Raw genomic sequence first — 26471 nt, 5'->3', positions numbered from 1 at the left:
TGTGATCGCCCTCTCCCTCGCCGAGATCGCCGAAATCGTCGGCGGGCAGTCGTACGACATACCGGACCCAGCCGTACGTATCACAGGACCCGTCGTCATCGACTCCCGCGAGGTGAAGGACGGCAGCCTCTTCGCCGCCTTCGCCGGCGAGCAGGTCGACGGCCACGACTACGCCCGCCGCGCCGTGGAGGCGGGTGCCGCGGCCGTACTCGCCACCCGGCCCCTCGGCGTGCCCGCGATCGTGGTCGACGACGTCCAGGGAGCGCTGGGCAGACTCGCCCGCGCCGTGGTCGAGCGCCTCGGTACCGAGGTCGTCGCCCTCACCGGCTCGGCCGGCAAGACCAGCACCAAAGACCTGATCGCCCAGCTGCTTCAGCGCAGAGCCCCCACGGTCTGGCCGCCCGGCTCGCTCAACAACGAGATCGGGCTGCCCCTCACCGCCCTGCGCGCCACCGAGGAAACCCGCCACCTCGTGCTGGAGATGGGCGCCCGGGGCCAGGGCCACATCCGCTACCTCGCCGAGCTCACCCCGCCGCGGATCGGCGTCGTACTCAACGTCGGCAGCGCCCACATCGGCGAGTTCGGCGGCCGGGAACAGATCGCGCAGGCCAAGGGCGAGCTCGTGGAAGTCCTTCCCGAGGACGGCGTCGCCGTACTGAACGCCGACGACCCGCTGGTCCGCGCCATGGCAGCGCGCACCAAGGCACGCGTGATCCTCTTCGGTGAGGCCGCCGACGCGGACGTACGCGCCGAGAACGTGCGCCTCACAGGCTCCGGACAGCCCGCTTTCAGGCTCTGCACACCCACCGGGTGCAGCGACGTGACCATGCGCCTGTACGGTGAGCATCACGTGTCGAACGCGCTCGCCGCGACCGCCGTCGCCCATGAGTTGGGCATGCCCGTCGACGAGATCGCGCTTGCGCTCTCCGAGGCTGGCACCCTCTCCCGCTGGCGCATGGAGGTCACCGAGCGTTCTGACGGCGTGACGGTCGTCAACGACGCCTATAACGCGAACCCCGAGTCCATGCGAGCCGCGCTGCGCGCGCTCGCGGCCATGGGCAGAGCCTCACAGGCACAAGGGGGTCGTACGTGGGCGGTGCTCGGCCCGATGGCCGAGCTCGGTGACGAGTCGCTCGCCGAGCACGACGCGGTCGGACGGCTCGCCGTCCGGCTCAACGTCAGCAAGCTCGTGGCAGTCGGGGGCAGGGAAGCGTCCTGGTTGCAACTGGGCGCTTATAACGAGGGTTCGTGGGGTGAGGAGTCGGTGCACGTGTCCGACGCGCAGGCGGCGGTCGACCTGTTGCGCAGTGAACTGCGGCCGGGAGACGTCGTGCTGGTGAAGGCTTCCAGATCGATCGGTCTGGAGCGGGTCGCTGTGGCGCTGCTCGAAGGCAGCGGTATCCCCGCGGAAGGCAGGGGTGTCCGCCGATGAGGCAGATCCTCTTCGCGGGGGCCATCGGCCTCTTTCTGACCCTGATCGGCACCCCGCTGCTGATCAAACTCCTGGCCCGCAAGGGCTACGGACAGTTCATCCGGGACGACGGTCCGCGCAGCCACGGCAGCAAGCAGGGCACGCCCACCATGGGCGGCATCTCCTTCATCCTGGCCACGCTCATCGCGTACGCCCTGGCCAAGGTGATCACCGGCGAGGACCCGTCGTTCTCGGGTGTGCTGGTGCTCTTCCTGATGGCGGGCATGGGCATCGTCGGGTTCCTCGACGACTACATCAAGATCGTCAAGCAGCGCTCGCTCGGTCTGCGGGCCAAGGCGAAGCTGGCGGGTCAGCTGATTGTCGGCATCACCTTCGCCGTGCTGTCGCTCCAGTTCGCGGACAGCCGCAACCAGACTCCCGCGTCCACCAAGCTGTCGTTCATCACGGACTTCGGCTGGTCGATCGGCCCGGTCATCTTTGTGATCTGGGCGCTGTTCATGATTCTCGCCATGTCCAACGGCGTGAACCTCACGGACGGTCTGGACGGTCTGGCCACCGGTGCTTCGGTGATGGTCTTCGGTGCGTACACCTTCATCGGGCTCTGGCAGTTCCAGGAGTCCTGCGCCAACGCGGAGACACTGACCAACCCCAACGCGTGTTTCGAAGTACGCGATCCACTCGATCTCGCGGTCGTCGCCTCCGCCCTGATGGGATCCTGCTTCGGCTTCCTGTGGTGGAACACCTCGCCCGCCAAGATTTTCATGGGGGACACCGGCTCGCTCGCCCTCGGCGGCGCGCTCGCGGGTCTGGCCATCTGCTCCCGTACGGAAATCCTGCTGGCGCTGCTCGGCGGACTGTTCGTCCTGATCACCATGTCCGTGGTCATCCAGGTCGGCTTCTTCAAGATGACCCGCAAGCGCGTCTTCCGGATGGCGCCGCTCCAGCACCACTTCGAACTCAAGGGGTGGTCCGAAGTCCTTGTGGTGGTCCGCTTCTGGATCATCCAGGGCATGTGCGTGATCGTGGGCCTCGGACTCTTCTACGCGGGCTGGGCGGCCGGGAAGTGAACACCCAGGGCCAGGGCTGGCAGGGCAAGCGGGTCACCGTCGCCGGTCTCGGCGTCTCCGGGATCCCCGCGGCGCGGGCGCTGCACGGCCTCGGCGCGGTCGTCACGGTCGTCAACGACGGTGACGACGAGCGCTCCCGTACGCAGGCGGCAGAGCTGGAGGCGCAGGGGATCACCGTGCGCCTCGGCGACGGCGCGACGCTGCCTCAGTCCACTGAACTCATCGTCACCGCGCCCGGCTGGAAGCCCGACAAGCCGCTCTTCCAGGCCGCGGCGGCGGCCGGTGTGCCCGTGTGGGGCGACGTCGAACTGGCGTGGCGGCTGCGGGGGCCCGGGGCGGCGCCCTGGCTCGCGGTCACCGGCACCAACGGCAAGACCACGACCGTACGGATGCTCGCCTCGATCCTCGAAGCGGCGGGTCTGCGGACGGCGGCCGTCGGCAACATCGGCGTCTCGCTGCTCGACGCGGTCCTCGGGGACACGGTGTACGACGTGCTCGCCGTCGAACTCTCCAGCTACCAGCTGCACTGGGCGCCCTCGCTGCGCGCCCACTCCGCCGTCGTGCTCAATGTGGCGCCGGACCACCTCGACTGGCACGGCTCGATGGAGGCATACGTCGCCGACAAGGGCCGCGTCTACGAGGGCAACACGGTCGCCTGCGTCTACAACGTCGCGGACAAGGCGACCGAGGAGCTGGTGCGGGCGGCGGACGTCGAGGAGGGCTGCCGGGCGATCGGCTTCACCCTCGACGCGCCCAGGCCCTCTCAACTCGGCGTGGTCGACGGGATACTGATCGACCGCGCCTTCGTGGCGAACCGCCAGGAGCAGGCCCAGGAGCTCGCCGAGGTCACGGACGTCAACCCGCCGGCCCCGCACAACATCGCCAACGCCCTGGCGGCGGCGGCGCTGGCCCGTGCGTACGGGGTTCCGGCGGCTGCCGTACGCGACGGGCTGCGCAACTTCCGCCCCGATCCGCACCGTATCGAGAAGGTCGCGGACGTGGCGGGTGTCGCGTACATCGACGACTCCAAGGCCACGAACACGCACGCCGCGCAGGCGTCCCTGGCGGCCTACGATCCCCTCGTGTGGATCGCGGGCGGCCTGGCGAAGGGCGCGACGTTCGACGAGCTCGTCGAGCAGTCGGCGGAGCGCCTGCGCGGTGTCGTCCTGTTCGGCGCGGACCGCGCCCTGATCCACGAAGCGCTGACGCGACACGCCCCGCAGGTCCCGGTCGTCAACCTCGACCGGACAGACACTGGGGCGATGTCGGCGGCGGTCCGGGAGGCGGCCCGGCTGGCCCGGCCGGGAGACACGGTGCTGCTGGCCCCGGCCTGCGCGTCGATGGACATGTTCACCAACTACAACAAACGCGGCGAGGCCTTCGCGGACGCGGTCCGCACCCTCGCCACCGACCGCGCCTGACCGGCCCGCCCACCGCGCTGCGCGTCCGAGGCAGCCGCGCCAGGCACGAGTGGAGGGGACAGCGACGATGCGGCCCGATGACCCCGCAACGGGGCACGTCCCACCCCGGCCGACGCCCACGCCGCCCGGGCGCATGAGGGATCCCGGCCCGCCCCTCGGCGTCGCGGCCGAGCCGCCGACTGCCGCGCGCCGTGTGGCGGACGCACTGTCCGCCGGGGCTGCTGCCGGCGGTGGTGTCCGGCCCCGGAGGGGGCTGTCCGGGCTGATGCGACGCGGTGTGCGGGATGCCGACGGCGACTGGGTACCGGTTGCGCCGAAGGCTTCCGCGGAACGTGTGGCGGACGCACCGTCCGCCGACGCGCCTGGACACGGCGAGCGGCTGCTGGTTGCGCCCGAGGTTTTCGCGCGACGCCCGATGCTGTCCGCGGACGCTGCGTCCGCCGCTGTCCCCGCGTCGCCGCCGGTTGCTGCCGCGCGCCGTGTGGCGGACGCACCGTCCGCGGAGGCTGCTGTCGGCGGTGGTGTCCGGTCGTGGAAGGGACTGTCCGCGCTGACGCGACGCGGTGCGCGTGTCCGGTCCGCCGACGCGCCTGCGCACGGCGAACGGCTGCCGGTTGCGCCGGGTGTCGCGGACGCGGCGTCCGGCGCTGCTCCCGCGGCGGCGCCGGAGACGTCCCTGCGGCGCGCGGTGTCCGCCGGCGCCCGTCCCGCGGCGCTCGCCGCCCTGGCGCGGCGCGTACGACCCCGCCACAGCCCCCGCCCGCCGACGGGCGTCCTGCCCGCGCTGCACAGCGCGGGCGAGGCCCTCGGGCGCGCCCTGCTGCCCGTACCCGCCCTTGCCCTCGCCGGCTCGGCCGGCCCCGCCGGCCCCGTCGGGCTCGCGCTGCGTGGGCGGGCCGTCGGAGGCGCCCTCCGGCGGCCGCCCGCCGCGCGCTTCGGCGGGCGCACCCCCGGCGCCCCCCGGCCACCCCGCGGCAGCGGCTTGCGGCGGCTGTACGAGCAGGCGCGCCGGGCCTGGGACCGGCCCCTGACCGCGTACTACCTCATCCTCGGCAGCAGCCTCCTCATCACCGTCCTCGGCCTGGTGATGGTGTTCTCCGCCTCGATAATCAAGGCGCTTGAGCTCTCCCTCCCCGCCTCCTACTTCTTCCGCAAGCAGTTCCTCGCGGCAACCCTCGGCACCGGACTGCTGCTGCTCGCCTCCCGGATGCCCGCCAAGCTCCACCGCGCCCTGTCCTACCCGCTCCTCGTCGGCGCCGTCTTCCTGATGGTGCTCGTCCAGGTCCCCGGCATAGGGCACGCGGTCAACGGCAACCAGAACTGGATCTACCTCGGCGGTCCGTTCCAGCTCCAGCCCAGTGAGTTCGGCAAGCTGGCCCTGATCCTCTGGGGCGCCGACCTCCTCGCCCGGAAACAGGACAAACGGCTCCTGACCCAGTGGAAACACATGCTGGTGCCCCTTGTCCCCGTCGCCTTTCTCCTCCTCGGCCTGATCATGCTCGGCGGCGACATGGGCACGGCGATCATCCTCACCGCCATCCTCTTCGGCCTGCTCTGGCTGGCCGGAGCACCCACCCGCCTCTTCGCCGGCGTCCTCGCCATCGCCGTCTTTGTCGGCGTCATGCTCATCAAGACCAATGAGAACCGGATGTCACGGCTCTCCTGCATCGGCGCGATCGACCTCGGCCCCCAAGGCGAGTGCTGGCAGGCCGTGCACGGCATCTATGCTCTTGCCTCTGGCGGATGGTTCGGTTCCGGGCTCGGTGCCAGTGTGGAAAAATGGGGGCAACTTCCCGAACCACACACCGATTTCATCTTCGCCATCGCCGGTGAGGAACTGGGCCTCGCGGGGACACTGTCGGTGCTCGCCCTCTTCGCGGCCCTAGGCTATGCGGGTATCCGCGTGGCCGGACGCACGGAGGACCCCTTCGTGAGGTACGCGGCGGGAGGTGTGACCACCTGGATCACGGCGCAGGCCGTGATCAACATTGGCGCGGTGCTCGGACTGCTGCCGATCGCGGGTGTCCCCCTCCCGCTGTTCTCCTACGGAGGGTCGGCCCTGCTGCCGACCATGTTCGCGGTGGGGCTGCTGATCGCCTTCGCGCGAGAGGAGCCCGCCGCAAAGGCTGCCCTGTCCATGCGGCGGCCCGGGGTGAGATGGAAGACGATGAGACGGCGCGTCAAGAAGCGTCCGTCCGGAGAGCGGTGAATTTCGGTGCATGTCGTACTCGCAGGCGGGGGGACCGCCGGCCACATCGAGCCCGCGCTCGCCCTCGCGGACGCCCTGCGCAGGCAGGACCCGACCGTAGGAATCACGGCTCTGGGCACGGAGAAGGGGCTGGAGACCAGGCTCGTGCCCGAGCGGGGTTACGAGCTGGCGCTCATCCCCGCCGTCCCGCTGCCCCGCAGGCCCACCCCTGAGCTGATCACCGTCCCCGGGCGGCTGCGCGGCACCATCAAGGCCGCCGAGCAGATCCTGGAACGTACGAAGGCGGACTGCGTCGTCGGCTTCGGCGGCTACGTCGCCCTGCCCGGCTACCTCGCCGCCAAGCGCCTCGGCGTGCCGATCATCGTCCACGAGGCCAACGCCCGCCCCGGCCTGGCCAATAAGATCGGCTCGCGGTACGCGGCCGGGGTGGCCGTCGCCACCCCCGACAGCAAGCTGCGCAACTCCCGCTATATCGGCATCCCGCTGCGCTACACCATCGCCACCCTCGACCGGGCCCGGGTGCGCCCCGAGGCGCGTGCAGCCTTCGGGCTCGACCCGCACCTGCCGACGCTGCTGGTCTCCGGCGGCTCGCAGGGCGCCCGCCGTCTCAACGAGGTGGTGCAGCAGATCGCCCCGCTGCTCCAGCGCTCCGGCATCCAGATCCTGCACGCGGTCGGCCCGAAGAACGAGCTGCCGCATGTGGACAATATGCCCGGCATGCCCCCGTACATCCCGGTACCGTACGTGGACCGGATGGACCTCGCGTACGCCGCGGCCGACATGATGCTCTGCCGCGCGGGCGCGATGACCGTCGCCGAACTCTCCGCCGTCGGGCTCCCCGCCGCCTACGTACCGCTGCCGATCGGCAACGGCGAACAGCGGCTCAACGCCCAGCCGGTGGTCAAGGCGGGCGGCGGACTGCTCGTCGACGACGCCGAGCTGACCCCCCAGTGGGTCCAGGGCAACGTCCTTCCCGTGCTCGCCGATCCGCACCGGCTGTACGAGATGTCCCGAGCGGCAGCCGAGTTCGGCCGCAGGGACGCCGACGACCTCCTCGTCGGCATGGTGTACGAGGCGATTGCCGCACGCCGCCGGGCGTGAGGCCCCCGCCGGCCGGCCGGAAGGAGACCGGGAACGTGGCCCGACCGACCACCGCCGAGGCCCGCCGGCCGCGGCTGGCCCTCCCGCTGCGGCTGCGGCGGCTACGCCTGCCGCAGTGGCGCCCCAGCCGTGGCACCCTGCTGGCCGGGCTCGCCGCCACCGGGCTGGCCCTGGCCGGATACTGGGTGCTCTACGGCTCCGACTGGCTGCGCGTGGACAGCGTCCGGACCAGCGGAACCGAGGTTCTGACGGTCCATGAGGTGGAGGCGGCGGCGGACGTTCCGATCGGGTCGCCGCTGATTTCCGTCGACACGGATGCCATTGAGGCCCGGCTGCGGCATAAGCTGCCCCGTATCGACTCGGTGGACGTCACCCGGTCGTGGCCGCACGGGATCGGTCTCAAAGTGACCGAACGAAAGCCGGTCCTGCTCATCGAAAAGGGCGCAAAGTTCATCGAAGTGGACGGAAACGGTGTCCGTTTCGCCACGGTCGACAAGGCTCCCAACGCTGTCCCGCTGGTCGAATTGACAGTGGATCAGTCGGCGAGTCTGCGGCGTTTCGGCACGGAACGGCTCCTGACGGAGGCGGTCCGGGTCAGGGGTGAACTCCCCGGAAAAGTCGTGGCGGACACCAGAGCCATCACCGTGCGCTCGTACGACTTCATCTCCCTGGAGCTGAGCCGGGACCGTACGGTGGTCTGGGGCAGCGCCGAGGAGGGCGAGGCAAAGGCACGCGCACTCATGGCACTGATGAAAGCCGAGCCCCAGGCCCGGCACTTTGATGTCAGCGCTCCTACCGCGCCTGCCGCGTCAGCGAGTTGACGCACATTTGCGCTGGCCAGCACCCTGGTTGGTCAGCGCTAAGGGTGATCACATAGGGTGAAAAGAAAAACGGGAGGTTCGGCGTGTTCGTTGAACGCGCGCCACTTGTCGACTTAGTGTCCTGTTCGGAGAGTCCATGAAGCGGACACACTGGTAACCCTGAACTTCAGCGTTAGGGTTTGGGTCGGCGTTCCGGACCGTCCCATCGGCATCCGTCGTCGCGGCGTGACAACCGCGAAGCGACGACACGTAACTCGAGGCGAGAGGCCTTCGACGTGGCAGCACCGCAGAACTACCTCGCAGTCATCAAGGTCATCGGTGTCGGCGGCGGTGGTGTCAATGCCATCAACCGAATGATCGAGGTCGGTCTCAAGGGCGTCGAGTTCATCGCCATCAACACCGATGCGCAAGCACTGTTGATGAGCGACGCCGACGTCAAGCTCGACGTCGGCCGTGAACTCACCCGAGGCCTCGGCGCCGGAGCGAATCCGGCAGTCGGTCGCAAGGCGGCAGAGGACCATCGCGAGGAGATCGAGGAGGTCCTCAAGGGGGCCGACATGGTCTTCGTCACCGCAGGCGAAGGTGGCGGCACCGGCACGGGTGGCGCGCCTGTCGTCGCCAACATCGCACGCTCGCTCGGCGCCCTGACGATCGGCGTGGTCACCCGCCCGTTCACCTTCGAGGGCCGGCGCCGCGCCAATCAGGCGGAGGACGGCATCGCCGAACTCCGCGAAGAAGTCGACACCCTCATCGTCATCCCCAACGACCGGCTGCTGTCCATCTCGGACCGGCAGGTCAGCGTGCTCGACGCGTTCAAGTCCGCCGACCAGGTACTGCTCTCCGGCGTCCAGGGGATCACCGATCTGATCACCACGCCCGGTCTGATCAACCTCGACTTCGCGGACGTCAAGTCCGTGATGTCCGAGGCCGGATCGGCGCTCATGGGCATCGGCTCGGCCCGTGGCGACGACCGCGCGGTGGCCGCAGCCGAGATGGCGATCTCCTCGCCGCTCCTCGAGGCGTCCATCGACGGCGCCCGCGGTGTGCTGCTCTCCATCTCCGGTGGCTCGGACCTCGGTCTCTTCGAGATCAACGAGGCCGCGCAGCTGGTGAGCGAGGCCGCCCACCCGGAGGCCAACATCATCTTCGGCGCGGTCATCGACGACGCGCTGGGCGATGAGGTACGGGTCACGGTGATCGCCGCCGGGTTCGACGGCGGTCAGCCGCCGACCCGCCGGGAGACCATCCTCGGCACCACCGGGGCCAAGCGCGAGGAGCAGCCCGCCGCTCCGGCCCGCTCCTCGGACACCTCGCGTTCGTCCGGCGGACTCGGTGCCGTGCCGTCGCGCGAAGAGCCCTCGGCCCCGGCCGAGCCCGCGACGCCGATCAGAGACGACCTGAACTCTCCGGCTGCGCCCGCGCAGGTCCCGACGGCGCGTCCGTATCAGGACCAGGCCGAAGAGCTGGATGTTCCGGACTTCTTGAAGTGACGGTCAGGCACGACGCGATACACGCGAGCGGCGCGCATTTCGCCTTCACCGACAGGTGGGGCGGGGTGAGCGCCGTTCCGTACGAGGAGCTCAACCTCGGCGGAGCGGTCGGCGACGACCCCTCGGCCGTACTGGCGAACCGGGCGATCGCCGCCAAGTCGTATGAAATTGACCCGGACCAGGTCGTCTGGATGAACCAGGTCCACGGCAACGAGGTCGCCGAGGTGACAGGGCCCTGGGGCGAGGGGCCCATCCCGTCGGTGGACGCGCTGGTCACCGCGCGGCGCGGGCTCGCCCTCGCCGTACTGACCGCGGACTGCACTCCCGTACTGCTGGCCGATCCGGTCGCGGGAGTCGTGGCCGCCGCGCACGCGGGCCGCCCCGGGATGGTCGCGGGCATCGTGCCCGCCGCGATCGAGGCGATGAGATCGCTGGGCGCGGAACCCGCCCGCATCATCTCCCGTACCGGACCCGCGGTCTGCGGACGCTGTTACGAAGTCCCCGAGCGGATGCGCGAAGAGGTGGCCGCGGTCGAACCGGCCGCCTGGTCCGAGACCAGCTGGGGCACACCGGCCGTCGATGTGACCGCCGGAGTGCACGCCCAGCTCGAAGCGGCCGGGGTACGGAACCGGCAGCGCTCGTCCGTGTGCACACTGGAGTCGGCCGACCACTTTTCGTACCGCCGCGACCGCACCACCGGGCGGCTCGCCGGTTATGTCTGGTTGGACACACAGGAATGACGGACCGCGAGAGCGAACTCGCCGCGAATCTGGCGGCCGTGGAGGAACGTATCTCCTCCGCCTGTCGGGCAGCCGGCCGCGAGCGGACCGAAGTGACCCTCATCGTGGTCACCAAGACATATCCCGCGAGCGATGTGCGGATCCTGCACGGACTCGGCGTACGCCATGTCGCCGAGAACCGTGATCAGGACGCCGCCCCCAAGGCCCGTGCCTGCTCGGATCTGGATCTCGTCTGGCACTTCGTCGGTCAGTTGCAGACCAATAAGGTCCGCTCTGTGGCGGGTTATGCCGATGTCGTGCAGTCTGTCGACCGTCTCAAGCTCGTCTCGTCGCTCTCCGCCGCCGCGGTGCGCGCGGAGCGTGAGATCGGGTGCATGATCCAGGTCGCGCTGGACGCGGAGGCGGGCGAGCGGGGAAGCCGCGGCGGCGTCGCGCCGGACGGAATCGGGGAATTGGCGGCGGCGGTGGCCGCGGCACCAGGACTGCGGCTCGACGGTCTGATGACCGTCGCGCCGCTCGCCGGACCGTACGCGGGACGGCAACGGGCGGCGTTCGAGCGGTTGATGGAATTGTCATCCGGCCTGCGCGGCGCCCATCCGGCTGCGAACATGGTCTCGGCGGGGATGAGTGGGGATCTCGAGGAGGCCGTGGCGGCCGGAGCGACACATGTACGCGTCGGCACTGCGGTACTCGGAGTCCGACCCCGGCTCGGGTAACGTCGCGAAGCAAGTCGGACCACAGTAGAAAATATGGTCATTCCCGCCCACAGCGGGCAGGCCGAGTGGATCGCGGGCACTTGGTGACGAATGCCGATCCACCACAGAGCGGAGGACTCAGAGAATGGCCGGCGCGATGCGCAAGATGGCGGTCTACCTCGGCCTCGTGGAGGACGATGGGTACGACGGCCGGGGATTTGATCCCGACGACGATTTCGAACCCGAGCCGGAGCCCGAGCGTGAGCGCCGGCTCCACCAGCCCCCGCATCAGGTGGAGCGGGAGGAACCGGTGCGGGTAGTGCAGCCGCCGGCGCAACGTGCGCCGGTGGCACATCCTGCTTCACTTCCCGCCGAAAGCGGACGTCCGGCACGAATCGCCCCCGTGGCATCCATCACACCTGAACGCCCGAACATGGAGAAGAACGCACCGGTGATCATGCCCAAGGTCGTGTCCGAGCGGGAGCCCTACCGCATCACCACACTGCACCCGCGGACCTACAACGAGGCCCGTACCATCGGGGAACACTTCCGTGAAGGCACTCCGGTGATCATGAACTTGACCGAGATGGACGACACCGACGCGAAGCGACTTGTCGACTTTGCCGCGGGTCTCGTCTTCGGCCTGCATGGCAGCATTGAGCGAGTGACGCAGAAGGTGTTCCTGTTGTCGCCTGCTAACGTCGATGTCACGGCGGAGGACAAGGCCCGCATCGCAGAGGGCGGGTTCTTCAACCAGAGCTGAGAAATACCGCAACGGGAACGACCCGGCCGCCAGGCCGGATTCACAAGAGCAGCGAGAGCCAGGGGAGAGGGAAGCCGCAGGATGAGCGTCGCACTACAAGTGGTCTACATCGCGCTGATGTGCTTCCTCATCGTGCTGATTTTCCGGCTGGTCATGGATTACGTCTTCCAGTTCGCGCGCTCATGGCAACCCGGCAAGGCGATGGTGGTCATTCTGGAGGCCACCTACACTGTCACCGATCCACCGCTCAAGCTTCTGCGGCGGTTCATTCCGCCGCTGCGTCTCGGGGGCGTGGCACTCGACCTGTCCTTCTTCGTTCTGATGATCATCGTCTACATCTTGATCTCGCTCGTAAGCAGCGCTGCGAGGTGAGGGTGGACGATACGGTCTTGCCGACTGCCGACGACTACGTAGAGGTGAAGAAGAGATGCCGCTGACTCCCGAGGACGTGCGGAACAAGCAGTTCACGACCGTCCGCCTCCGAGAAGGCTATGACGAGGACGAGGTTGATGCCTTCCTCGACGAGGTCGAGTCCGAGCTGACCCGCCTGCTCCGCGAGAACGAGGACCTGCGCGCCAAGCTGGCCGCGGCGACCCGTGCGGCGGCGCAGAACCAACAGCAGCAGGGTATGCGCAAGCCCCCGGAGCAGCAGGACGGCCGCGGTCCGGGCGCGCCGGTGCCCGCCGCCATATCGGGACCGCCGGTCCAGCAGCAGCAGCAGCCCCCGCAGATGGGTCCGCCCCAACTGCCCAGTGGTGCTCCGCAGTTGCCGGCCGGTCCCAGCCACGGCGGTCAGCAGGGCCAGCACGGCCCCGGACCGATGCAGGGCGGCCCCATGGGCCAGCAGCAGATGGGCGGCCCGATGCAGGGCGGTCCCATGGGCCAGCAGATGGGTGGCCCGATGGGCCAGCAGATGGGCGGCCCGATGCAGGGCGGTCCCATGGGCCAGCAGATGGGCGGCCCCATGGGCGGCCATCAGCAGCAGATGCAGCAGCCCGCTCAGGCCCCCGGCGGCGACAGTGCCGCGCGGGTGCTCTCGCTGGCGCAGCAGACCGCCGACCAGGCGATCGCGGAGGCCCGTTCCGAGGCCAACAAGATCGTCGGCGAGGCCCGTAGCCGCGCCGAAGGTCTGGAGCGGGACGCCCGCGCCAAGGCCGACGCCCTGGAGCGGGACGCTCAGGAGAAGCACCGCGTCGCGATGGGCTCGCTGGAGTCCGCGCGCGCCACGCTTGAGCGCAAGGTCGAGGATCTGCGTGGCTTCGAGCGCGAGTACCGGACCCGGCTGAAGTCGTACCTGGAGAGCCAGCTGCGTCAGCTGGAGACCCAGGCGGACGACTCGCTTGCTCCGCCGCGCGCTCCCGCGGCCGCGTCGCTGCCGCCGTCGCAGTCGATGGCTCCGGCCGGCGCGGGTGCCATGGGTCACACCATGGGCGGCAACCCGTCGATGGGTCAGTCCATGGGGCAGTCGATGGGCCAGTCCATGGGTCAGTCCATGGGCAACAACCAGTCCATGGGCAGCGGCCCGTCGTACGGTGGCCAGCAGCAGATGTCACCGGCGATGACCCAGCCGATGGCGCCGGTGCGGCCGCAGGCTCCGCAGCCGATGCAGCAGGCGCCGTCGCCGATGCGCGGCTTCCTGATCGACGAGGACGACAACTGACGGGGCTGAGTCGCGCGAACAGCGCGTAGCCGTCGGCAGGCTGCAAAGGGCCGGGCCCGGGACATGATGTCCTGGGCCCGGCCCTTTTGTGCGTGCGGTGGGGGTGGGCGGCGGGTCGTGGCGCGGGTGCGGGGCGCCTGCGGCGGGTTGGTCCCCGCCCCGCCCCTTCCCAAACTGGGGGCTCCGCCCCCAGGCCTCCGCGCCTCAATCGCCGGCGGGGCTTGAGTTGCAGGCGGGGCTTGAGTTGCCGGCGATTGAGGACACGGCCGAAGGCCGTACTCAGTTACTCCTTGCGGAGGCGGAACGTCAGGGACAGGCCCTCGTCCGTGAACGGGGGGCCGAACGACGCGTCCGGCTCGGCCGTCGTGAAGGAAGTGGCCAGCACCTCGTCCGCGATCAGTGACGCGTGCTCGGTCAGCGCCTCCGAGGTGGACGGGTCCGAGGCGGACCAGCACACCGTGATCCGGTCCGCGACGTCCAGCCCGCTGTTCTTACGGGCCTCCTGGATCAGCCGGATCGCGTCCCGCGCCAGACCCGCGAGGCGGAGCTCCGGGGTGATCTCCAGGTCCAGGGCGACCGTCGCGCCCGAGTCCGAGGCCACCGACCAGCCCTCGCGCGGGGTTTCGGTGATGATCACCTCGTCGGGGGACAGCGTGATCGTCTCGCCGTTGACCTCCAGTGTGGCCGTGCCCTCGCGCAGGGCGAGCGAGAGCGCCGCGGCGTCCGCGGCCGCGACCGCCTTGGCGACATCCTGAACGCCCTTGCCGAAGCGCTTGCCCAGCGCGCGGAAGTTCGCCTTGGCCGTCGTGTCGACCAGCGAGCCCCCCACCTCGGAGAGCGAGGCGAGCGAGGTGACGTTCAGCTCCTCGGTGATCTGGGCGCGCAGTTCCTCGCCCAGCGCCTCGAATCCCGCGGCCCCGACCAGCGCGCGGGACAGCGGCTGGCGGGTCTTCACCCCAGACTCCGCACGCGTCGCCCGTCCCAGCTCCACCAGCCGGCGCACCAGCGCCATCTGGGAGGACAGGGTGGGATCAATGGCGGAGAGGTCCGCGTCCGGCCAGGCCGACAGGTGCACCGACTCCGGCGCCTCCGGTGTCACCGGGACGACCAGGTCCTGCCAGACCCGCTCCGTGATGAAGGGGGTGAGCGGCGCCATCAGCCGGGTCACCGTCTCAAGGGCGTCGTGCAGCGTGCGCAGCGCCGCCTTGTCGCCCTGCCAGAAGCGGCGGCGCGAGCGGCGTACGTACCAGTTCGACAGATCGTCGACGAAGCCCGAAAGCAGCTTTCCGGCGCGCTGGGTGTCGTACGACTCCAGCGCCGAGGTGACCTGATCGGTCAGCGCGTGCAGCTCGCTCAGCACCCAGCGGTCCAGGACCGGCCGGTCGGCGGGCGCCGGATCGGCCGCGGACGGCGCCCAGTTGGACGTACGGGCGTACAGCGCCTGGAAGGCGACGGTGTTCCAGTACGTCAGGAGCGTCTTGCGCACGACCTCCTGGATCGTGCCGTGGCCCACCCGGCGGGCCGCCCACGGGGAGCCGCCGGCCGCCATGAACCAGCGGACCGCGTCCGCGCCGTGCTGGTCCATCAACGGGATCGGCTGCAGGATGTTGCCCAGGTGCTTGGACATCTTCCGGCCGTCCTCGGCGAGGATGTGGCCCAGGCAGACGACGTTCTCGTAACTGGACTTGTCGAAGACCAGCGTGCCGACCGCCATCAGCGTGTAGAACCACCCGCGCGTCTGGTCGATGGCCTCCGAGATGAACTGCGCCGGGTAGCGCTTCTCGAAGATCTCCTTGTTCTTGTACGGATAGCCCCACTGCGCGAACGGCATCGCACCCGAGTCGTACCAGGCGTCGATGACCTCGGGGACCCGGGTCGTGGTCAGATCGCACTCGGGGCAGGGGAAGGTGATCGCGTCGATGTACGGGCGGTGCGGGTCCAGGGCCGACTGGTCCGTGCCGGTCAGCTCGGTCAGCTCGGCGCGCGAGCCGACCACCGTGAGGTGGTCCTCCTCGCAGCGCCAGATCGGCAGCGGCGTGCCCCAGTAGCGGTTCCGCGACAGCGCCCAGTCGACGTTGTTGTTCAGCCAGTCGCCGTACCGGCCGTGCTTGACCGAGTCCGGGAACCAGTTGGTGTTCTCGTTCTCCTGAAGCAGCCGGTCCTTGACGGCGGTGGTGCGGATGTACCAGGACGGCTGCGCGTAGTAGAGGAGCGCGGTGTGGCAGCGCCAGCAGTGCGGGTAGCTGTGCTCGTACGGGGTGTGGCGGAAGAGCAGCCCGCGGCTCTGGAGGTCCTTGGTCAGGGCGTCGTCGGCCTTCTTGAAGAAGACGCCGCCGACCAGCGGCACGTCCTCCTCGAAGGTGCCGTCGGGCAGGACCGGGTTGACCACCGGCAGGCCGTACGCACGGCAGACCTTGAGGTCGTCCTCGCCGAACGCGGGGGACTGGTGGACCAGGCCCGTACCGTCCTCGGTCGTCACATAGTCGGCGTTGACGACGTAATGCGCCTCGCTCGGGAAGGGGATCAGGGCGAAGGGACGGTCGTACGTCCAGCGCTCCATCTCCGCGCCCGTGAAGGACTGGCCGGTGGTCTCCCACCCTTCGCCCAGGGCCTTTTCGAGGAGCGGCTGCGCCACGACGAGCTTCTCCTCGCCGTTCGTCGCGACGACGTACGTCACGTCGGGGTGCGCGGCGACGGCGGTGTTGGAGACCAGCGTCCAGGGGGTGGTGGTCCACACAAGGAGGGCCGCTTCGCCCGCCAGCGGGCCACTCGTCAGCGGGAAGCGGACGAAGACGGACGGGTCCACGACCGTCTCGTAGCCCTGCGCCAGCTCATGGTCGGAGAGGCCGGTGCCGCAGCGGGGGCACCAGGGGGCGACGCGGTGGTCCTGGACCAGCAGGCCCTTGCTGTGGATCTCCTTCAGCGACCACCAGACCGACTCGATGTACGACGGGTCCATGGTCCGGTACGCGGCGTCGAGGTCGGTCCAGTACCCCATGCGGGTCGTCAGCTCGGCGAACGCGTCGGTGTGCCGGGTCACCGACTCGCGGCACTTGTCGTTGAACTCGGCGATGCCGTACGCCTCGATGTCCTGCTTGCCGGAGAAGCCGAGCTCCTTCTCGACGGCGAGCTCGACCGGCAGGCCGTGGCAGTCCCAGCCCGCCTTACGGGCCACGTGGTAGCCGCGCATGGTGCGGAAGCGCGGGAAGACGTCCTTGAAGACGCGGGCCTCGATGTGGTGTGCGCCGGGCATGCCGTTGGCGGTCGGCGGGCCCTCGTAGAACACCCATTCGGGGCGGCCCTCGGACTGCTCCAGGCTCTTGGCGAAGATCTTGCTCTCGTGCCAGAAGTCGAGCACGGCGCGTTCGAGCGCGGGCAGGTCGACCTGTGCGGGCACCTGGTGGTACTGCGGTGGTGTCATCGGACGAGCTCCTCCAACGGGACAATCCTGTTCCGTCGGAGGGACGAGAGCGCGTGCTCCCGCGGTACCACCCTCCTTGGCTCCGGGCGGACAGCCCCGAGCCCCCTCATTGGGTCGCGATACCGGTTCTACTGACCTCGGGGCGCATGGCCTCGTGGCGTTCTTCCGGCAGCTCCGGGGTGATCCTTCACTTCGCGCTCGCCCCCGGGCTCACACCGTCCCCGGGTCGCTCACGGCTGCGTACGACGCTACTCGTCCCCATCCAAGCCTTTCGCTGCGGCCAGTGTACGGGCCCGTACGGGGACGGGCCGACCGAATTCCACAGGACGGCGGGCAGCCACGGGGCTGACCCGAATGGCCCGTCGGCCGACGGGCGACGAGTGACCGACGAGTGGCGGACCGGTGGCGGATTACGCGGCGGGGAGCTGGGCACAACGGATGCAGGTTCGTCTCGTCGGAGGCTGGGGCGCGCCTGAGTGGCGGCGTGCCCCGTTTGCCGCGGAGCTGAGGTCGATTTATCGTCCCAGCACGATTCGCGCGCAAGATCACAATATGTGAAGGGGCCGCGGCCATGGTGGCGAAGAAGACCGCCGAGAAGACGGCGTCCGCGAGATCCACCGCTGCTGAGGCGGTGGCCGGGGGCAGGAGCGGGAAGAAGAGGACCGTCGCGAAGGAGGCCGTGGCGGCGGAGAAGCCGGTGAGGAAGAAAGGGGCGGCGGGTAAGGAGCCCGCGAAGAAGGCGCTGGTGAAGAAGACGGCCGTACAGGCCGGCAGCAAGAAGACCACCAAGACGGCCACCCGGAAGACCGCGAAGAAGGTCACCAAGAAGGCTACCTCCGGTCCGGAGCATCCGAAGAAGACGAGCGCGACAAAGGCCGCTGCCAAGAAGACAGCGCCCCCCAAGAAGACGACTCCGAAGAAGACGACACCGAAGAAGAAGGCGACGGTCGTGGAGGAGACGGCCCCACCGGCGGCGAAGAAGACGCCGGTGAGAAAGGCACCTGCGAAGAAGGCCGTGGCCGAGAGGGCCGCGAAGAAGGCCGCGCCAGCGGCCAAGGAGGCGGCCGAGGCCGCCAAGCAGACAGGAGCCAGAACGGTGGGAGCGAAGAAGACCACGGGTAGGGCGTCGGCTGCCGGCAAGAGCACGAGCGCGAGCGCGACTGCGGTGCCCACGGCCCGTACAGCCGCCGCGACGCCGCCGGAGGAGCTCGCCGTAAGGCCGGGCGAGGACCCATGGACCCCGGAGGAGGTCGCCGAGGCCCGGGCCGAGCTGGAGGGCGAGGTGACCCGGCTGAACAGCGAGCTCACCGCATCGGAGGTGGCGCTCGCCGGGCTGATGCGGGACTCCGGTGACGGCGCGGGCGATGACGACGCCGATACCGGGACCAAGAACATCACGCGCGAGCACGAAATGGCGCTCGCCGCCAACGCCCGGGAGATGCTGGAGCAGACCGAGCGGGCCCTGCTGCGGCTCGACGCGGGGACGTACGGTCTCTGCGAGATCTGCGGCCAGCCGATCGGAAAAGCCCGTATGCAGGCATTTCCACGGGCCACACTGTGCGTGGAGGACAAGCAGAAGCAGGAGCGGCGGGGCTGAGGATCCGTACGTGTGTGCCGTACCCTCGTGCTCAGTCAGGTACCTAGGTTGAGGGACACACGTGGCAGAGGCGGAGCGCACCATCGGTACGTCCGGTACGTCGGATTCAGAGGGCCCCAACGAGGCTTTCGGGGCCGAGAGGGCCGAGAGGGCCGAGAGGGCTGACGGGGCTGCCGGGGCCGAGGAGGCCGCGGCGCCCGCCGGGCCGTCCAAGGGCAGGCGCCGCGTCGCCGTGCTGCTCGCGGTCGCGATCGTCGCCTATCTGCTCGACCTCGGCAGCAAGATGCTCGTGGTGGCCAAGCTGGAGCACCATGAGCCGATCGAGATCATCGGCGACCTGCTGAGGTTCGAGGCGGTACGGAACGCGGGGGCCGCGTTCGGCATCGGCGAGGCCTTCACCGTGATCTTCACCTGTATCGCGGCGGCGGTGATCGTGGTGATCGTCCGGCTGGCGCGGAAGCTCTACAGCCTGCCCTGGGCGGTCGCCCTCGGCCTGCTGCTGGGCGGCGCGCTCGGCAACCTCACCGACAGGATCTTCCGCGCGCCCGGCGTCTTCAAGGGCGCGGTCGTCGACTTCATCGCGCCCGCGCACTTCGCCGTCTTCAACCTCGCCGACTCGGCGATCGTCTGCGGCGGGATCCTGATTGTGATCCTGTCGTTCAAGGGCCTGGACCCCGACGGGACCGTTCACAAGGACTGACAAGGCATACTCGACGGGTGAGTACCGTTTCCGAAGTCCGCACCCTGCCCGTACCCGATGGCCTTGAGGGCGAGCGCGTCGACGCCGCCATCTCTCGTATGTTCGGGTTTTCCCGTACCAAGGCGGCCGAGCTCGCTGCCTCGGGAAAGGTGCAGGTCGACGGGTCGGTGGTAGGAAAATCCGAACGCGTGCACGGCGGCGCCTGGCTTGAGGTGGAGATGCCACCGGCGCCCGCTCCCGTGCAGATCGTGGCCGAGCCGGTCGAGGGCATGGAGATCGTGCACGACGACGACGACATCCTCGTTATCGACAAGCCGGTGGGCGTGGCCGCGCACCCCAGCCCCGGCTGGACCGGTACGACGGTGATCGGCGGTCTCGCTGCGGCCGGGTACCGGATCTCGACCTCGGGCGCGGCGGAGCGGCAGGGCATCGTGCACCGGCTGGACGTCGGCACGTCCGGGCTGATGGTCGTCGCCAAGTCGGAGCGGGCGTACACCCTGCTGAAGGCGCAGTTCCGGGACCGCGTCGTGGACAAGCGCTACCACGCGCTGGTGCAGGGCCACCCGGACCCGCTGAGCGGGACGATCGACGCGCCGATCGGCCGCCACCCCATCCACGACTACAAGTGGGCTGTCACGGCCGAGGGCAAGCCGTCGGTCACGCACTACGACCTGATCGAGGCGTTCCGGGCGGCTTCGCTGCTGGACATCAAGCTGGAGACGGGGCGTACGCACCAGATCCGGGTGCACATGGCCGCGCACCGCCACCCGTGTGTGGGCGATCTGACGTACGGCGCCGACCCGACGATAGGGAAGCGCCTGGGGCTGACCAGGCAGTGGCTGCACGCGGTGGGGCTGGCCTTCGAGCACCCCTCGGACGGGCAGTGGGTGGAGTTCAAGAGCACGTACCCGGCCGATCTGCAGCATGCGCTGGACACGATCGAGGCCGAGAGCGCCTGAGCGTTCCAGGCGGACGCTGTACGCGGTGCTTTGTGTGCGGCCGGGGGTGTTGAGGTGGTTCGGGTGGCGTGCGTGGCAGGCTTGAGAGCCTGAACGCTGCTGTCTCCCCGCCGCCGGAGGGCACACCGTGGACCAATTGGCGCTGCTGTTCGCGCTTTTGTTCGGGGCCGTGGTGATGGTGCCGCTCGGGGACCGGCTCGGTGTGCCCTCGCCCGTGCTGATGACCGTCGCCGGCGGCGTGCTGGCCTTTCTGCCGTTCGTGCCGAACGTTGAGGTGCCGCCGGAGTTCATTCTTCCGCTGGTGCTGCCGCCGCTGCTGTACGCCGCCGTGCAGCGCACCTCCTGGCGTCAGTTCGCGGCCAACGTACGGCCGATTCTGCTGCTCGCGGTCGCGCTGGTGTTTGTGACGACCGCGGCGGTCGCGGCCGTCGCCCACACGATCCTGCCGGGGCTGCCGATCGCCGCGGCGGTCGCCTTCGGCGCGCTGGTCGCGCCGCCCGATCCGCTCGCGGCGACCGCCGTCGCCGGGTCGCTCGGGCTGCCGCGCAGACTCGTCTCCATCCTGGAGGGCGAGGGGCTGTTCAACGACGTCACGGCGATCGTGGTGTACCACGTGGCGATCGCCGCGGCGGTGAGCGGGACGTTCTCCTGGCCGGTCGCCGCGGGGGAACTGCTGCTCTCGGGCGTGGTGGCGGTAGTGGTGGGCCTCGGACTCGGCTGGCTCTCCAACAGGCTGATGGGCCTGCTCGGCGACGCGACCCTGCAGATCGGCCTCTCCCTGATGGTGCCGTTCGCGAGCTATGTGCTCGCGGATCAGCTGAAGGGCTCAGGAGTCCTCGCCGTCCTCATCACCGCGCTCTTCCTCGCCGAGCACACCGCCGATGCCGACGACGTGATGGGGCGGCTGGCCGGGAACACGTTCTGGCAGGTCGTCGACATGCTGGTGACCGGCGTCGCCTTCGGACTCATCGGCCTGGAAATGCATCACGTCTTCGGCACGCTCGAGGAGCGTGCGGGCCAACTGCTGGGATGGAGCGCCGCGATCATCGGGGTCGTCGTGGGCGTACGACTGCTGTGGCTGCTGCCCGCGACGTGGCTCGCCAAGAAGCTGCACTCCCTGCGCGACTACGACGAGGAAATCCCCATGAGCTGGCGGGAGACCGTCGTCATGTGGTGGTCGGGGATGCGGGGCGTGGCCACGGTCGCGCTGGCGCTGGCCATTCCCCTGAAGACGGACAGCGGCGCGGCCTTCCCGGGCCGGGACGAGATCATCTTCTTCGCCTTCGCTGTCATCACCGCGACCCTGCTGCTCCAGGGGCTGACCCTCCCCTTCCTGGTACGGCGGCTGGGCGTCCGCGCGGACACCGACGCCGAACGCGAGTTGGAGCGGCGGCTCGCGAGCCGCGCCGCGAAGGCGGCCAAGCACCGGCTCAGGGAAATCGAGGAGACGGAGGAGCTGCCGGAGGATCTCAGCGAGCGGCTGCTGCGCAGGGCGTACGACATGGGGGTGCGGATCAGCCCGGACATCCTGGACGAGGACCGGCGCGAATGGTTCACCAAGCGGGTGGACCGGCTGCGGACCATGCAGCGGATCCAGCGCGAGATGCTGTCGGCGGCGCGGCACGAGGTGCTGGCGGCACGCAGTGAACCGGGCACGGACCCGGAGGTGGTGGACCGGGTACTGCGGCACCTGGACGTACGCAGCCTGCACTGAGCCGGCGTACGTGCGTGTACGTGTGCGTGTACGTGTGCGTGTACGTGGCGCAGCGTCAGCCGCGGCCGGTGCGGGGCGGGGTCTCGTCGTCGTTGTGCGCGTCGGGCGGAGCTGCGTGCGCCGTCGCCGTCTCGCCCCGTACCGCCCACTGGCCGTCCGGCGGCAGTGTCGCGGGTGACGTCGCGATCCGCGGCAGCGCGTACGGATGCTTCTCGTACAGCCAGCCGATCATCTGCTCCCGTACGGCACACCGCGCCGTCCATATGTCGTCCGCGTCCTTCGCGGTGACCACGGCCCGCACCTCCATGGTGCTCGGGGTGGTGTCGGTGACCGCCAGGCTCCAGTCCCGCCCGTCCCACGCCGGGCACTCGCCCAGGATGTCCCGAAGCTTCTCGCGCATCAGCCCCACCGGCGCCGAGTGGTCCAGCTGGAAGTAGACCGTCCCGGTCATCTGGGCTCCGCCGCGCGACCAGTTCTCGAAGGGCTTGCTGGTGAAGTACGACACGGGCATCGTGATCCGCCGCTCGTCCCAGGTTCGTACGGCCAGGAAGGTCAGCGTGACCTCCTCGACCGTCCCCCACTCGCCGTCCACCACCACCGTGTCGCCGATGCGCACCATGTCGCCGAAGGCGATCTGGAAGCCCGCGAAGAGATTGCCGAGCGTGGACTGCGCGGCGACACCGGCGACGACGCCGATGATGCCCGCGGACGCCAGCATCGAGGTGCCGACCTTCTCCAGGGCGGGGAAGGTCAGCAGCATGGCCGAGACCGCGACGACCGCGACGACCGCGGTGACGATCCGCATGATCAGCGTGACTTGTGTACGCACGCGCCGTACGCGGGCGGGATCGCGGGTCGAGGACGCATAACGGGCGTACGTCGACTCGACCACGACGGAGATGGTCCGTACCACCAGCCAGGCACCGGCGCTGATCAGCACGAGCGACAGCACCTGACCGATGAGGACCTCGCGGTTCTCGATCAGCTGCCACTGCGTTTCGCGGTAGGTCCCTCTCAGCATGGCGGCGAGGGAGACCACTTGGAAGGGCGGGCGGCAGCGGCGCAGCAGCCCCCACAGCGGAGTTTCGGGGTGGCGGCTGTCCACGCGGCGCAGCAGCAGATCGAGGGCCCAGCCGAGCAGGAGCGTGAGCGCGATCGAGCCACCGATCACGGCCAACGGGCGCAGTGCGTTGTCCATGCCCCCGACGCTAACGGGCGCGAGGGCTGAGGTCTAAGGGCGGGTGCAGCGGCCGGATGTGCCGCCGTTCGGCGCGGGGGTGCAGAGGTACGCGCTGTCGGACGCGTTGGTGCTCACATAGCGGCCGAAGCATTCGTTCGTCGTGCTGAGGCCGTTGGACTGGCACCAGGTGACCGCGTGGGCGCCGTCGGCGAAGCCGGGGACGTAGAACACCCAGTAGCCGGGGCGCAGTGAGGCGTACGCGCTGCTGTCGAGGTACTGGATCTCGGCGAGGCCCTCGTGGCGCAGGGCATCCTCCTGGCGGTCGCGGGCCGCGATGCCGCTCGACTTGGCGACGGAGGCGAGTTGGGCGACCCAGATTCCCGTGCCCGGAATCTGGGTGGGCGTGGGCGTGGGGGTCGGAGTCGGAGTTGGGGGCGGGGTTGGAGAGGGGCTCAGCGTCGGTGTCGGTGTGGGGCTTGGCGTAGGCGTTGGCGTTGGCGTGGGGCTCGGGACGCTGATGCTGGTCGTGCTGCCATTGCCGCCGTCGGAGCCGTCGCCCTCGCGGCTGTCCGTCTCGCGCAGGGCGAAGACCAGGGCAGTGCCCGCGACGAGGGCGAGGGCTCCCACGATCGCTGCCGCGATCACCGCCATCCGGCTCTTCCGAGTCCGCGGCGCGGGCTCGTAGGGAAGCTGATACGACGCCTGCGGCAGCGGCAACATGGGTGGCACCGGCGGCGACGTGACCGTCGACTGCGCCCAGTCCGGCGCCGTCCCCGACTGGGCCTGCGCCAGCATCGCGTCCAGCTGGACCGCGTCGGGCCGCGCCGCCGGGTCCCGTACCAGCACAGCGTTCAGTACGGGCGCGAGCGGACCGGAGCGGACCGGCGGCGGTACCGGGTCGTCCAGCACGGCCGCCAGCGTGGCCATCGTCGTGTCGCGGCGCAGCGGGTTGACGCCCTCCACGCACACGTACAGCACGAGCCCCAGCGACCAGAGGTCGGAGGCGGGGTCGTCGTCGCGCCCGCGGACCCGCTCGGGGGCGATGTACTCGGGCGAGCCGACCAGTTCGCCGGTCACGGTCAGCGACGTCGAGCCCCGCAGGGCGGCGATGCCGAAGTCCGTGAGCACCGCGCTCCCATCGGCGCGCAGCAGCACATTGGACGGCTTGACGTCACGGTGCCGAATGCCCGCCGCATGCGCGGCGCTCAGCCCGGACAGCACCTCACGGCCGATTCTGGCCGCCTCCTGCGGGCCGAGCGGGCCCTCGGCCAGCCGGTCCTGGAGGGTGCTGCCCGGCAGCAGCTCCATGACGAGCCACGGATGAGGGTCGTCGTCGACGATGTGATGGATCGTCACCACATGGGGGTGGCTGATCCTGGCCAGCGCCCTGGCCTCGCGCACCACGCGTTCCCGCAGTATGCGCGAGGCATCCGGATGCTCGGCTGTGACCGCCGGGTCGGGCGGCCGGACCTCCTTGAGGGCCACTTCGCGGCGCAGGGCGGTGTCCCAGGCGCGCCACACCAAGCCCATGCCGCCGCTGCCGAGCCGCTCACGTAACTCGAAGCGTCCGCCGACAAGCCTGCCTTCGGTACCGCCGGTGCCGCTTGTGCCCCCATTCATACGGTTCAGCGTACGGGTTGAGCGACCCGCTCGACACGCTGCGTACCGGACAGTGTGCGGTAGGAGCGGGACCATTTGACAGTTGCGTCCTGCTTTGTCCTGTCGGACAGGGCGTAGTAGTCCATCTGTGAGCGCTCGGCGGTGACGTCGAGTACGCCATAACCGTGCGCGTCCATGTCCAGCCATTTCACATGGCGGTTGGCCGCCCTGAGGGCCGCGGAGGCTATCAGCGAGACCGTACCGGGCGCGACGTGGAGGATGTCGTCCAGGTTGTCGGAGGTCACCGACGTCACGACGAACTCGGTCGCGGCGGACGGGGTGAGCGGATACGTCGCCGCCTTGACCGGGACGTCGTTCGCCCACGCCATATGGATGTCACCGGTCAGGAAGACGGTGTTCTTGATGCCACGCTGCGTCAGGTGCGTGAGCAGTTCCTTGCGGTCGTCCGTGTAGCCGTCCCACTGGTCGACATTGATCGCGAGGCCTTCCTTGGGCAGCCCCAGCAGCCCGGCGATCGGCTCCAGCAGATGTGCCGGTACGGAGCCGAAGGCGACCGGCGAGATCATCACGGAGGTGCCGACGAGCTTCCACGCCGCGTCGGACCCGGCGAGGCCCGCTTTCAGCCAGTCCAGCTGGGCGCGGCCGGTGATCGTACGTTCCGGGTCGTCCACGCCGCCGTTGCCGACGGTCGACTGCTGCGAGCGGAAGGACCGCAGGTCCAGCAGGTGCAGATCGGCGAGCGTGCCGAAGCGCAGGCGGCGGTAGACGGTGCCCTCGGTGGAGGCGCGCACGGGCATCCACTCGAAGTACGCCTGCCGCGCGGCGGCTGCGCGCGCCGCCCACGCGCCCTCGGTGCCCGGCGTGTGGTTCTCCGCCCCGTCCGACCAGGTGTCGTTCGCGAACTCGTGGTCGTCCCAGATCGCGATCACCGGGTGCGCGGCGTGCATCGCCTGGAGGTCGGAGTCGGTCTTGTACGTGGCGTGCCGGGTGCGGTAGTCGGCGAGGCTCAGGATCTCGTGGCTGGGCCGGTGCTGCCGTACGACGTACTTGGGCTCGGGGTAGCCGCCGGTCCCGTACTCGTAGATGTAGTCGCCGAGATGGAGGATCGCGTCGAGGTCGGCGCGGGCGGCGAGATGGCGGTACGCGGAGAAGTAGCCGGCCTCCCAGTTGGCGCAGGAGGCCACGCCGAAGCGCACACCGGGGGTGGTGGCGTCGGCGGCCGGGGTGGTGCGGGTGCGCCCGACGGAGGAGAGGGCGGTACCGGCGGTGAACCGGAAGTAATAGACGCTCGCCTGGCGCAAGCCCCTTACGTCCACCTTGACGGTGTGGTCGGAGGCGGCCGTCGACGTGGTGACCCCGCGGGCGACGACCTGCGCGAAGTCCTTGTCCTCGGCGACCTCCCAGCTCACTGCGGTGTCGGGGCCGTTGCCGGAGCCCGGCAGGGCGTCGGGGGTGGGCGTGAGCCGCGTCCACAGCAGCACACCGTCGGGCAGGGGATCGCCGGAGGCTATGCCATGGAGGAAAGCGGGAGCCTCTTGCGCGGCGGAGGCGGCTGCGGCACCCGTGAGGACGGGAGCGGCGACGGCGGCGGTGGCGGCGGCGGCCTTGACGACCGTGCGGCGGCTGGGAGTTGAGAAGAGTCGACTGGTCACGGCCGATCAGACTACTGATCGGTAGCTCAGGTGTGCGAGGGAACGGACAAAGTTCGTCGGTGGGTGGGGAAAGGTCCACCGGGATGTTCCCGGCGGGCCAAGTCCCGCAACGCGCGGGCGGGGGGGGGGGGGTGGGGGGGCCCCCCCCCCCCCCCCCCCCGGGCGCCCCCCCCCCCCCAGAAGTACCGGTGGAAAAACCAAGTGTAAATGAAAACACACAAAAGGCGGG

The 26471-nt window shown here is 69.8% G+C and carries 20 protein-coding genes; 16 read left to right on the top strand and 4 right to left on the bottom strand.

Annotated features, from left to right (window positions below):
• Position 1: 1 nt before the first annotated feature.
• The 12 genes from murF (at position 2) to ACIHCQ_RS36670 (ending at position 13399) form a co-directional block, all read left to right on the top strand.
• Positions 2-1432 carry a UDP-N-acetylmuramoyl-tripeptide--D-alanyl-D-alanine ligase gene (gene murF, locus ACIHCQ_RS36725; RefSeq protein ID WP_399672521.1) on the top strand — a complete coding sequence of 477 codons (1431 nt, stop codon included), beginning with the start codon at positions 2-4 and terminating at the stop codon, positions 1430-1432.
• A complete protein-coding gene (gene mraY / locus ACIHCQ_RS36720) occupies positions 1429-2499 on the top strand; it encodes a phospho-N-acetylmuramoyl-pentapeptide-transferase (RefSeq protein ID WP_399672519.1) in 1071 nt (356 codons plus the stop codon). The genes murF and mraY overlap by 4 nt, the downstream gene beginning before the upstream one ends.
• Positions 2496-3920 carry a UDP-N-acetylmuramoyl-L-alanine--D-glutamate ligase gene (murD, locus tag ACIHCQ_RS36715; RefSeq protein WP_399672517.1) on the top strand — a complete coding sequence of 475 codons (1425 nt, stop codon included), beginning with the start codon at positions 2496-2498 and terminating at the stop codon, positions 3918-3920. Before mraY ends, murD begins: the two co-directional genes overlap by 4 nt.
• Positions 3921-4737: 817 nt before the next feature.
• The gene (ftsW, locus tag ACIHCQ_RS36710) at positions 4738-6129 is read left to right on the top strand and encodes a putative lipid II flippase FtsW (protein ID WP_399672670.1); all 1392 of its coding nucleotides are present in this window, start codon (positions 4738-4740) and stop codon (positions 6127-6129) included.
• Between the two features lie 6 nt (positions 6130-6135).
• Positions 6136-7230 carry an undecaprenyldiphospho-muramoylpentapeptide beta-N-acetylglucosaminyltransferase gene (murG, locus tag ACIHCQ_RS36705; protein ID WP_399672515.1) on the top strand — a complete coding sequence of 365 codons (1095 nt, stop codon included), beginning with the start codon at positions 6136-6138 and terminating at the stop codon, positions 7228-7230.
• Between the two features lie 35 nt (positions 7231-7265).
• Complete coding sequence (locus ACIHCQ_RS36700) at positions 7266-8051, top strand: cell division protein FtsQ/DivIB (protein WP_399672513.1); 786 nt, start codon at positions 7266-7268, stop codon at positions 8049-8051.
• A 275-nt stretch (positions 8052-8326) separates the two neighbouring features.
• Positions 8327-9541: a cell division protein FtsZ gene (ftsZ, locus tag ACIHCQ_RS36695; RefSeq protein ID WP_399672511.1), complete on the top strand. Its 1215-nt coding sequence runs from the start codon at positions 8327-8329 to the stop codon at positions 9539-9541.
• Positions 9538-10281 carry a peptidoglycan editing factor PgeF gene (gene pgeF / locus ACIHCQ_RS36690; RefSeq protein ID WP_399672509.1) on the top strand — a complete coding sequence of 248 codons (744 nt, stop codon included), beginning with the start codon at positions 9538-9540 and terminating at the stop codon, positions 10279-10281. Before ftsZ ends, pgeF begins: the two co-directional genes overlap by 4 nt.
• Positions 10278-10997 (top strand): YggS family pyridoxal phosphate-dependent enzyme, encoded by a 720-nt coding sequence (locus ACIHCQ_RS36685; RefSeq protein ID WP_399672507.1) that lies wholly within the window; start codon positions 10278-10280, stop codon positions 10995-10997. The genes pgeF and ACIHCQ_RS36685 overlap by 4 nt, the downstream gene beginning before the upstream one ends.
• A 124-nt stretch (positions 10998-11121) precedes the next feature.
• Positions 11122-11739, top strand: coding sequence for a cell division protein SepF (locus tag ACIHCQ_RS36680; protein ID WP_399672505.1), 618 nt, complete (start codon positions 11122-11124; stop codon positions 11737-11739).
• An 81-nt stretch (positions 11740-11820) separates the two neighbouring features.
• Positions 11821-12111 (top strand): YggT family protein, encoded by a 291-nt coding sequence (locus ACIHCQ_RS36675; protein WP_399672503.1) that lies wholly within the window; start codon positions 11821-11823, stop codon positions 12109-12111.
• Positions 12112-12166: 55 nt separating this feature from the next.
• Positions 12167-13399: a DivIVA domain-containing protein gene (locus tag ACIHCQ_RS36670; RefSeq protein ID WP_399672501.1), complete on the top strand. Its 1233-nt coding sequence runs from the start codon at positions 12167-12169 to the stop codon at positions 13397-13399.
• Between the two features lie 283 nt (positions 13400-13682).
• Here the strand turns inward: ACIHCQ_RS36670 and ileS are convergent, their stop codons facing one another.
• A complete protein-coding gene (gene ileS, locus ACIHCQ_RS36665) occupies positions 13683-16820 on the bottom strand; it encodes an isoleucine--tRNA ligase (RefSeq protein ID WP_399672499.1) in 3138 nt (1045 codons plus the stop codon).
• A 571-nt stretch (positions 16821-17391) separates the two neighbouring features.
• On the opposite strand from ileS, the gene ACIHCQ_RS36660 reads away from it, so the two are divergent.
• From ACIHCQ_RS36660 to ACIHCQ_RS36645, 4 genes are all read left to right on the top strand, one after another.
• On the top strand, positions 17392-18417 hold the full coding sequence (locus tag ACIHCQ_RS36660) for a TraR/DksA C4-type zinc finger protein (protein WP_399672497.1): 1026 nt from the start codon (positions 17392-17394) through the stop codon (positions 18415-18417).
• Positions 18418-18478: 61 nt separating this feature from the next.
• Positions 18479-19117, top strand: coding sequence for a signal peptidase II (gene lspA / locus ACIHCQ_RS36655; protein WP_399672495.1), 639 nt, complete (start codon positions 18479-18481; stop codon positions 19115-19117).
• A gap of 17 nt (positions 19118-19134) precedes the next feature.
• Positions 19135-20076 carry an RluA family pseudouridine synthase gene (locus ACIHCQ_RS36650; protein ID WP_399672493.1) on the top strand — a complete coding sequence of 314 codons (942 nt, stop codon included), beginning with the start codon at positions 19135-19137 and terminating at the stop codon, positions 20074-20076.
• Between the two features lie 127 nt (positions 20077-20203).
• A complete protein-coding gene (locus tag ACIHCQ_RS36645; protein ID WP_399672491.1) occupies positions 20204-21790 on the top strand; it encodes a Na+/H+ antiporter in 1587 nt (528 codons plus the stop codon).
• 55 nt (positions 21791-21845) lie between these two features.
• Here ACIHCQ_RS36645 and ACIHCQ_RS36640 read toward each other — a convergent pair whose 3' ends face one another.
• Genes ACIHCQ_RS36640 through ACIHCQ_RS36630 form a run of 3 tightly spaced genes read right to left on the bottom strand, consistent with a single transcriptional unit; the run spans position 21846 to position 26242 of the window.
• Positions 21846-22988 carry a mechanosensitive ion channel family protein gene (locus ACIHCQ_RS36640; RefSeq protein ID WP_399672489.1) on the bottom strand — a complete coding sequence of 381 codons (1143 nt, stop codon included), beginning with the start codon at positions 22986-22988 and terminating at the stop codon, positions 21846-21848.
• A 33-nt stretch (positions 22989-23021) separates the two neighbouring features.
• Positions 23022-24590 (bottom strand): serine/threonine-protein kinase, encoded by a 1569-nt coding sequence (locus ACIHCQ_RS36635; protein WP_399672487.1) that lies wholly within the window; start codon positions 24588-24590, stop codon positions 23022-23024.
• 5 nt (positions 24591-24595) lie between these two features.
• Positions 24596-26242, bottom strand: a complete 1647-nt coding sequence (locus tag ACIHCQ_RS36630) for an alkaline phosphatase D family protein (protein ID WP_399672485.1) — start codon at positions 26240-26242, stop codon at positions 24596-24598.
• Between the last annotated feature and the right edge of the window lie 229 nt (positions 26243-26471).

Source organism: Streptomyces sp. NPDC052236 (assembly GCF_044548015.1).
Classification (GTDB): domain Bacteria; phylum Actinomycetota; class Actinomycetes; order Streptomycetales; family Streptomycetaceae; genus Streptomyces.
The sequence above is the reverse complement of the archived record's forward strand: the minus strand, read 5'-3'. Positions and strand labels throughout refer to the sequence as shown.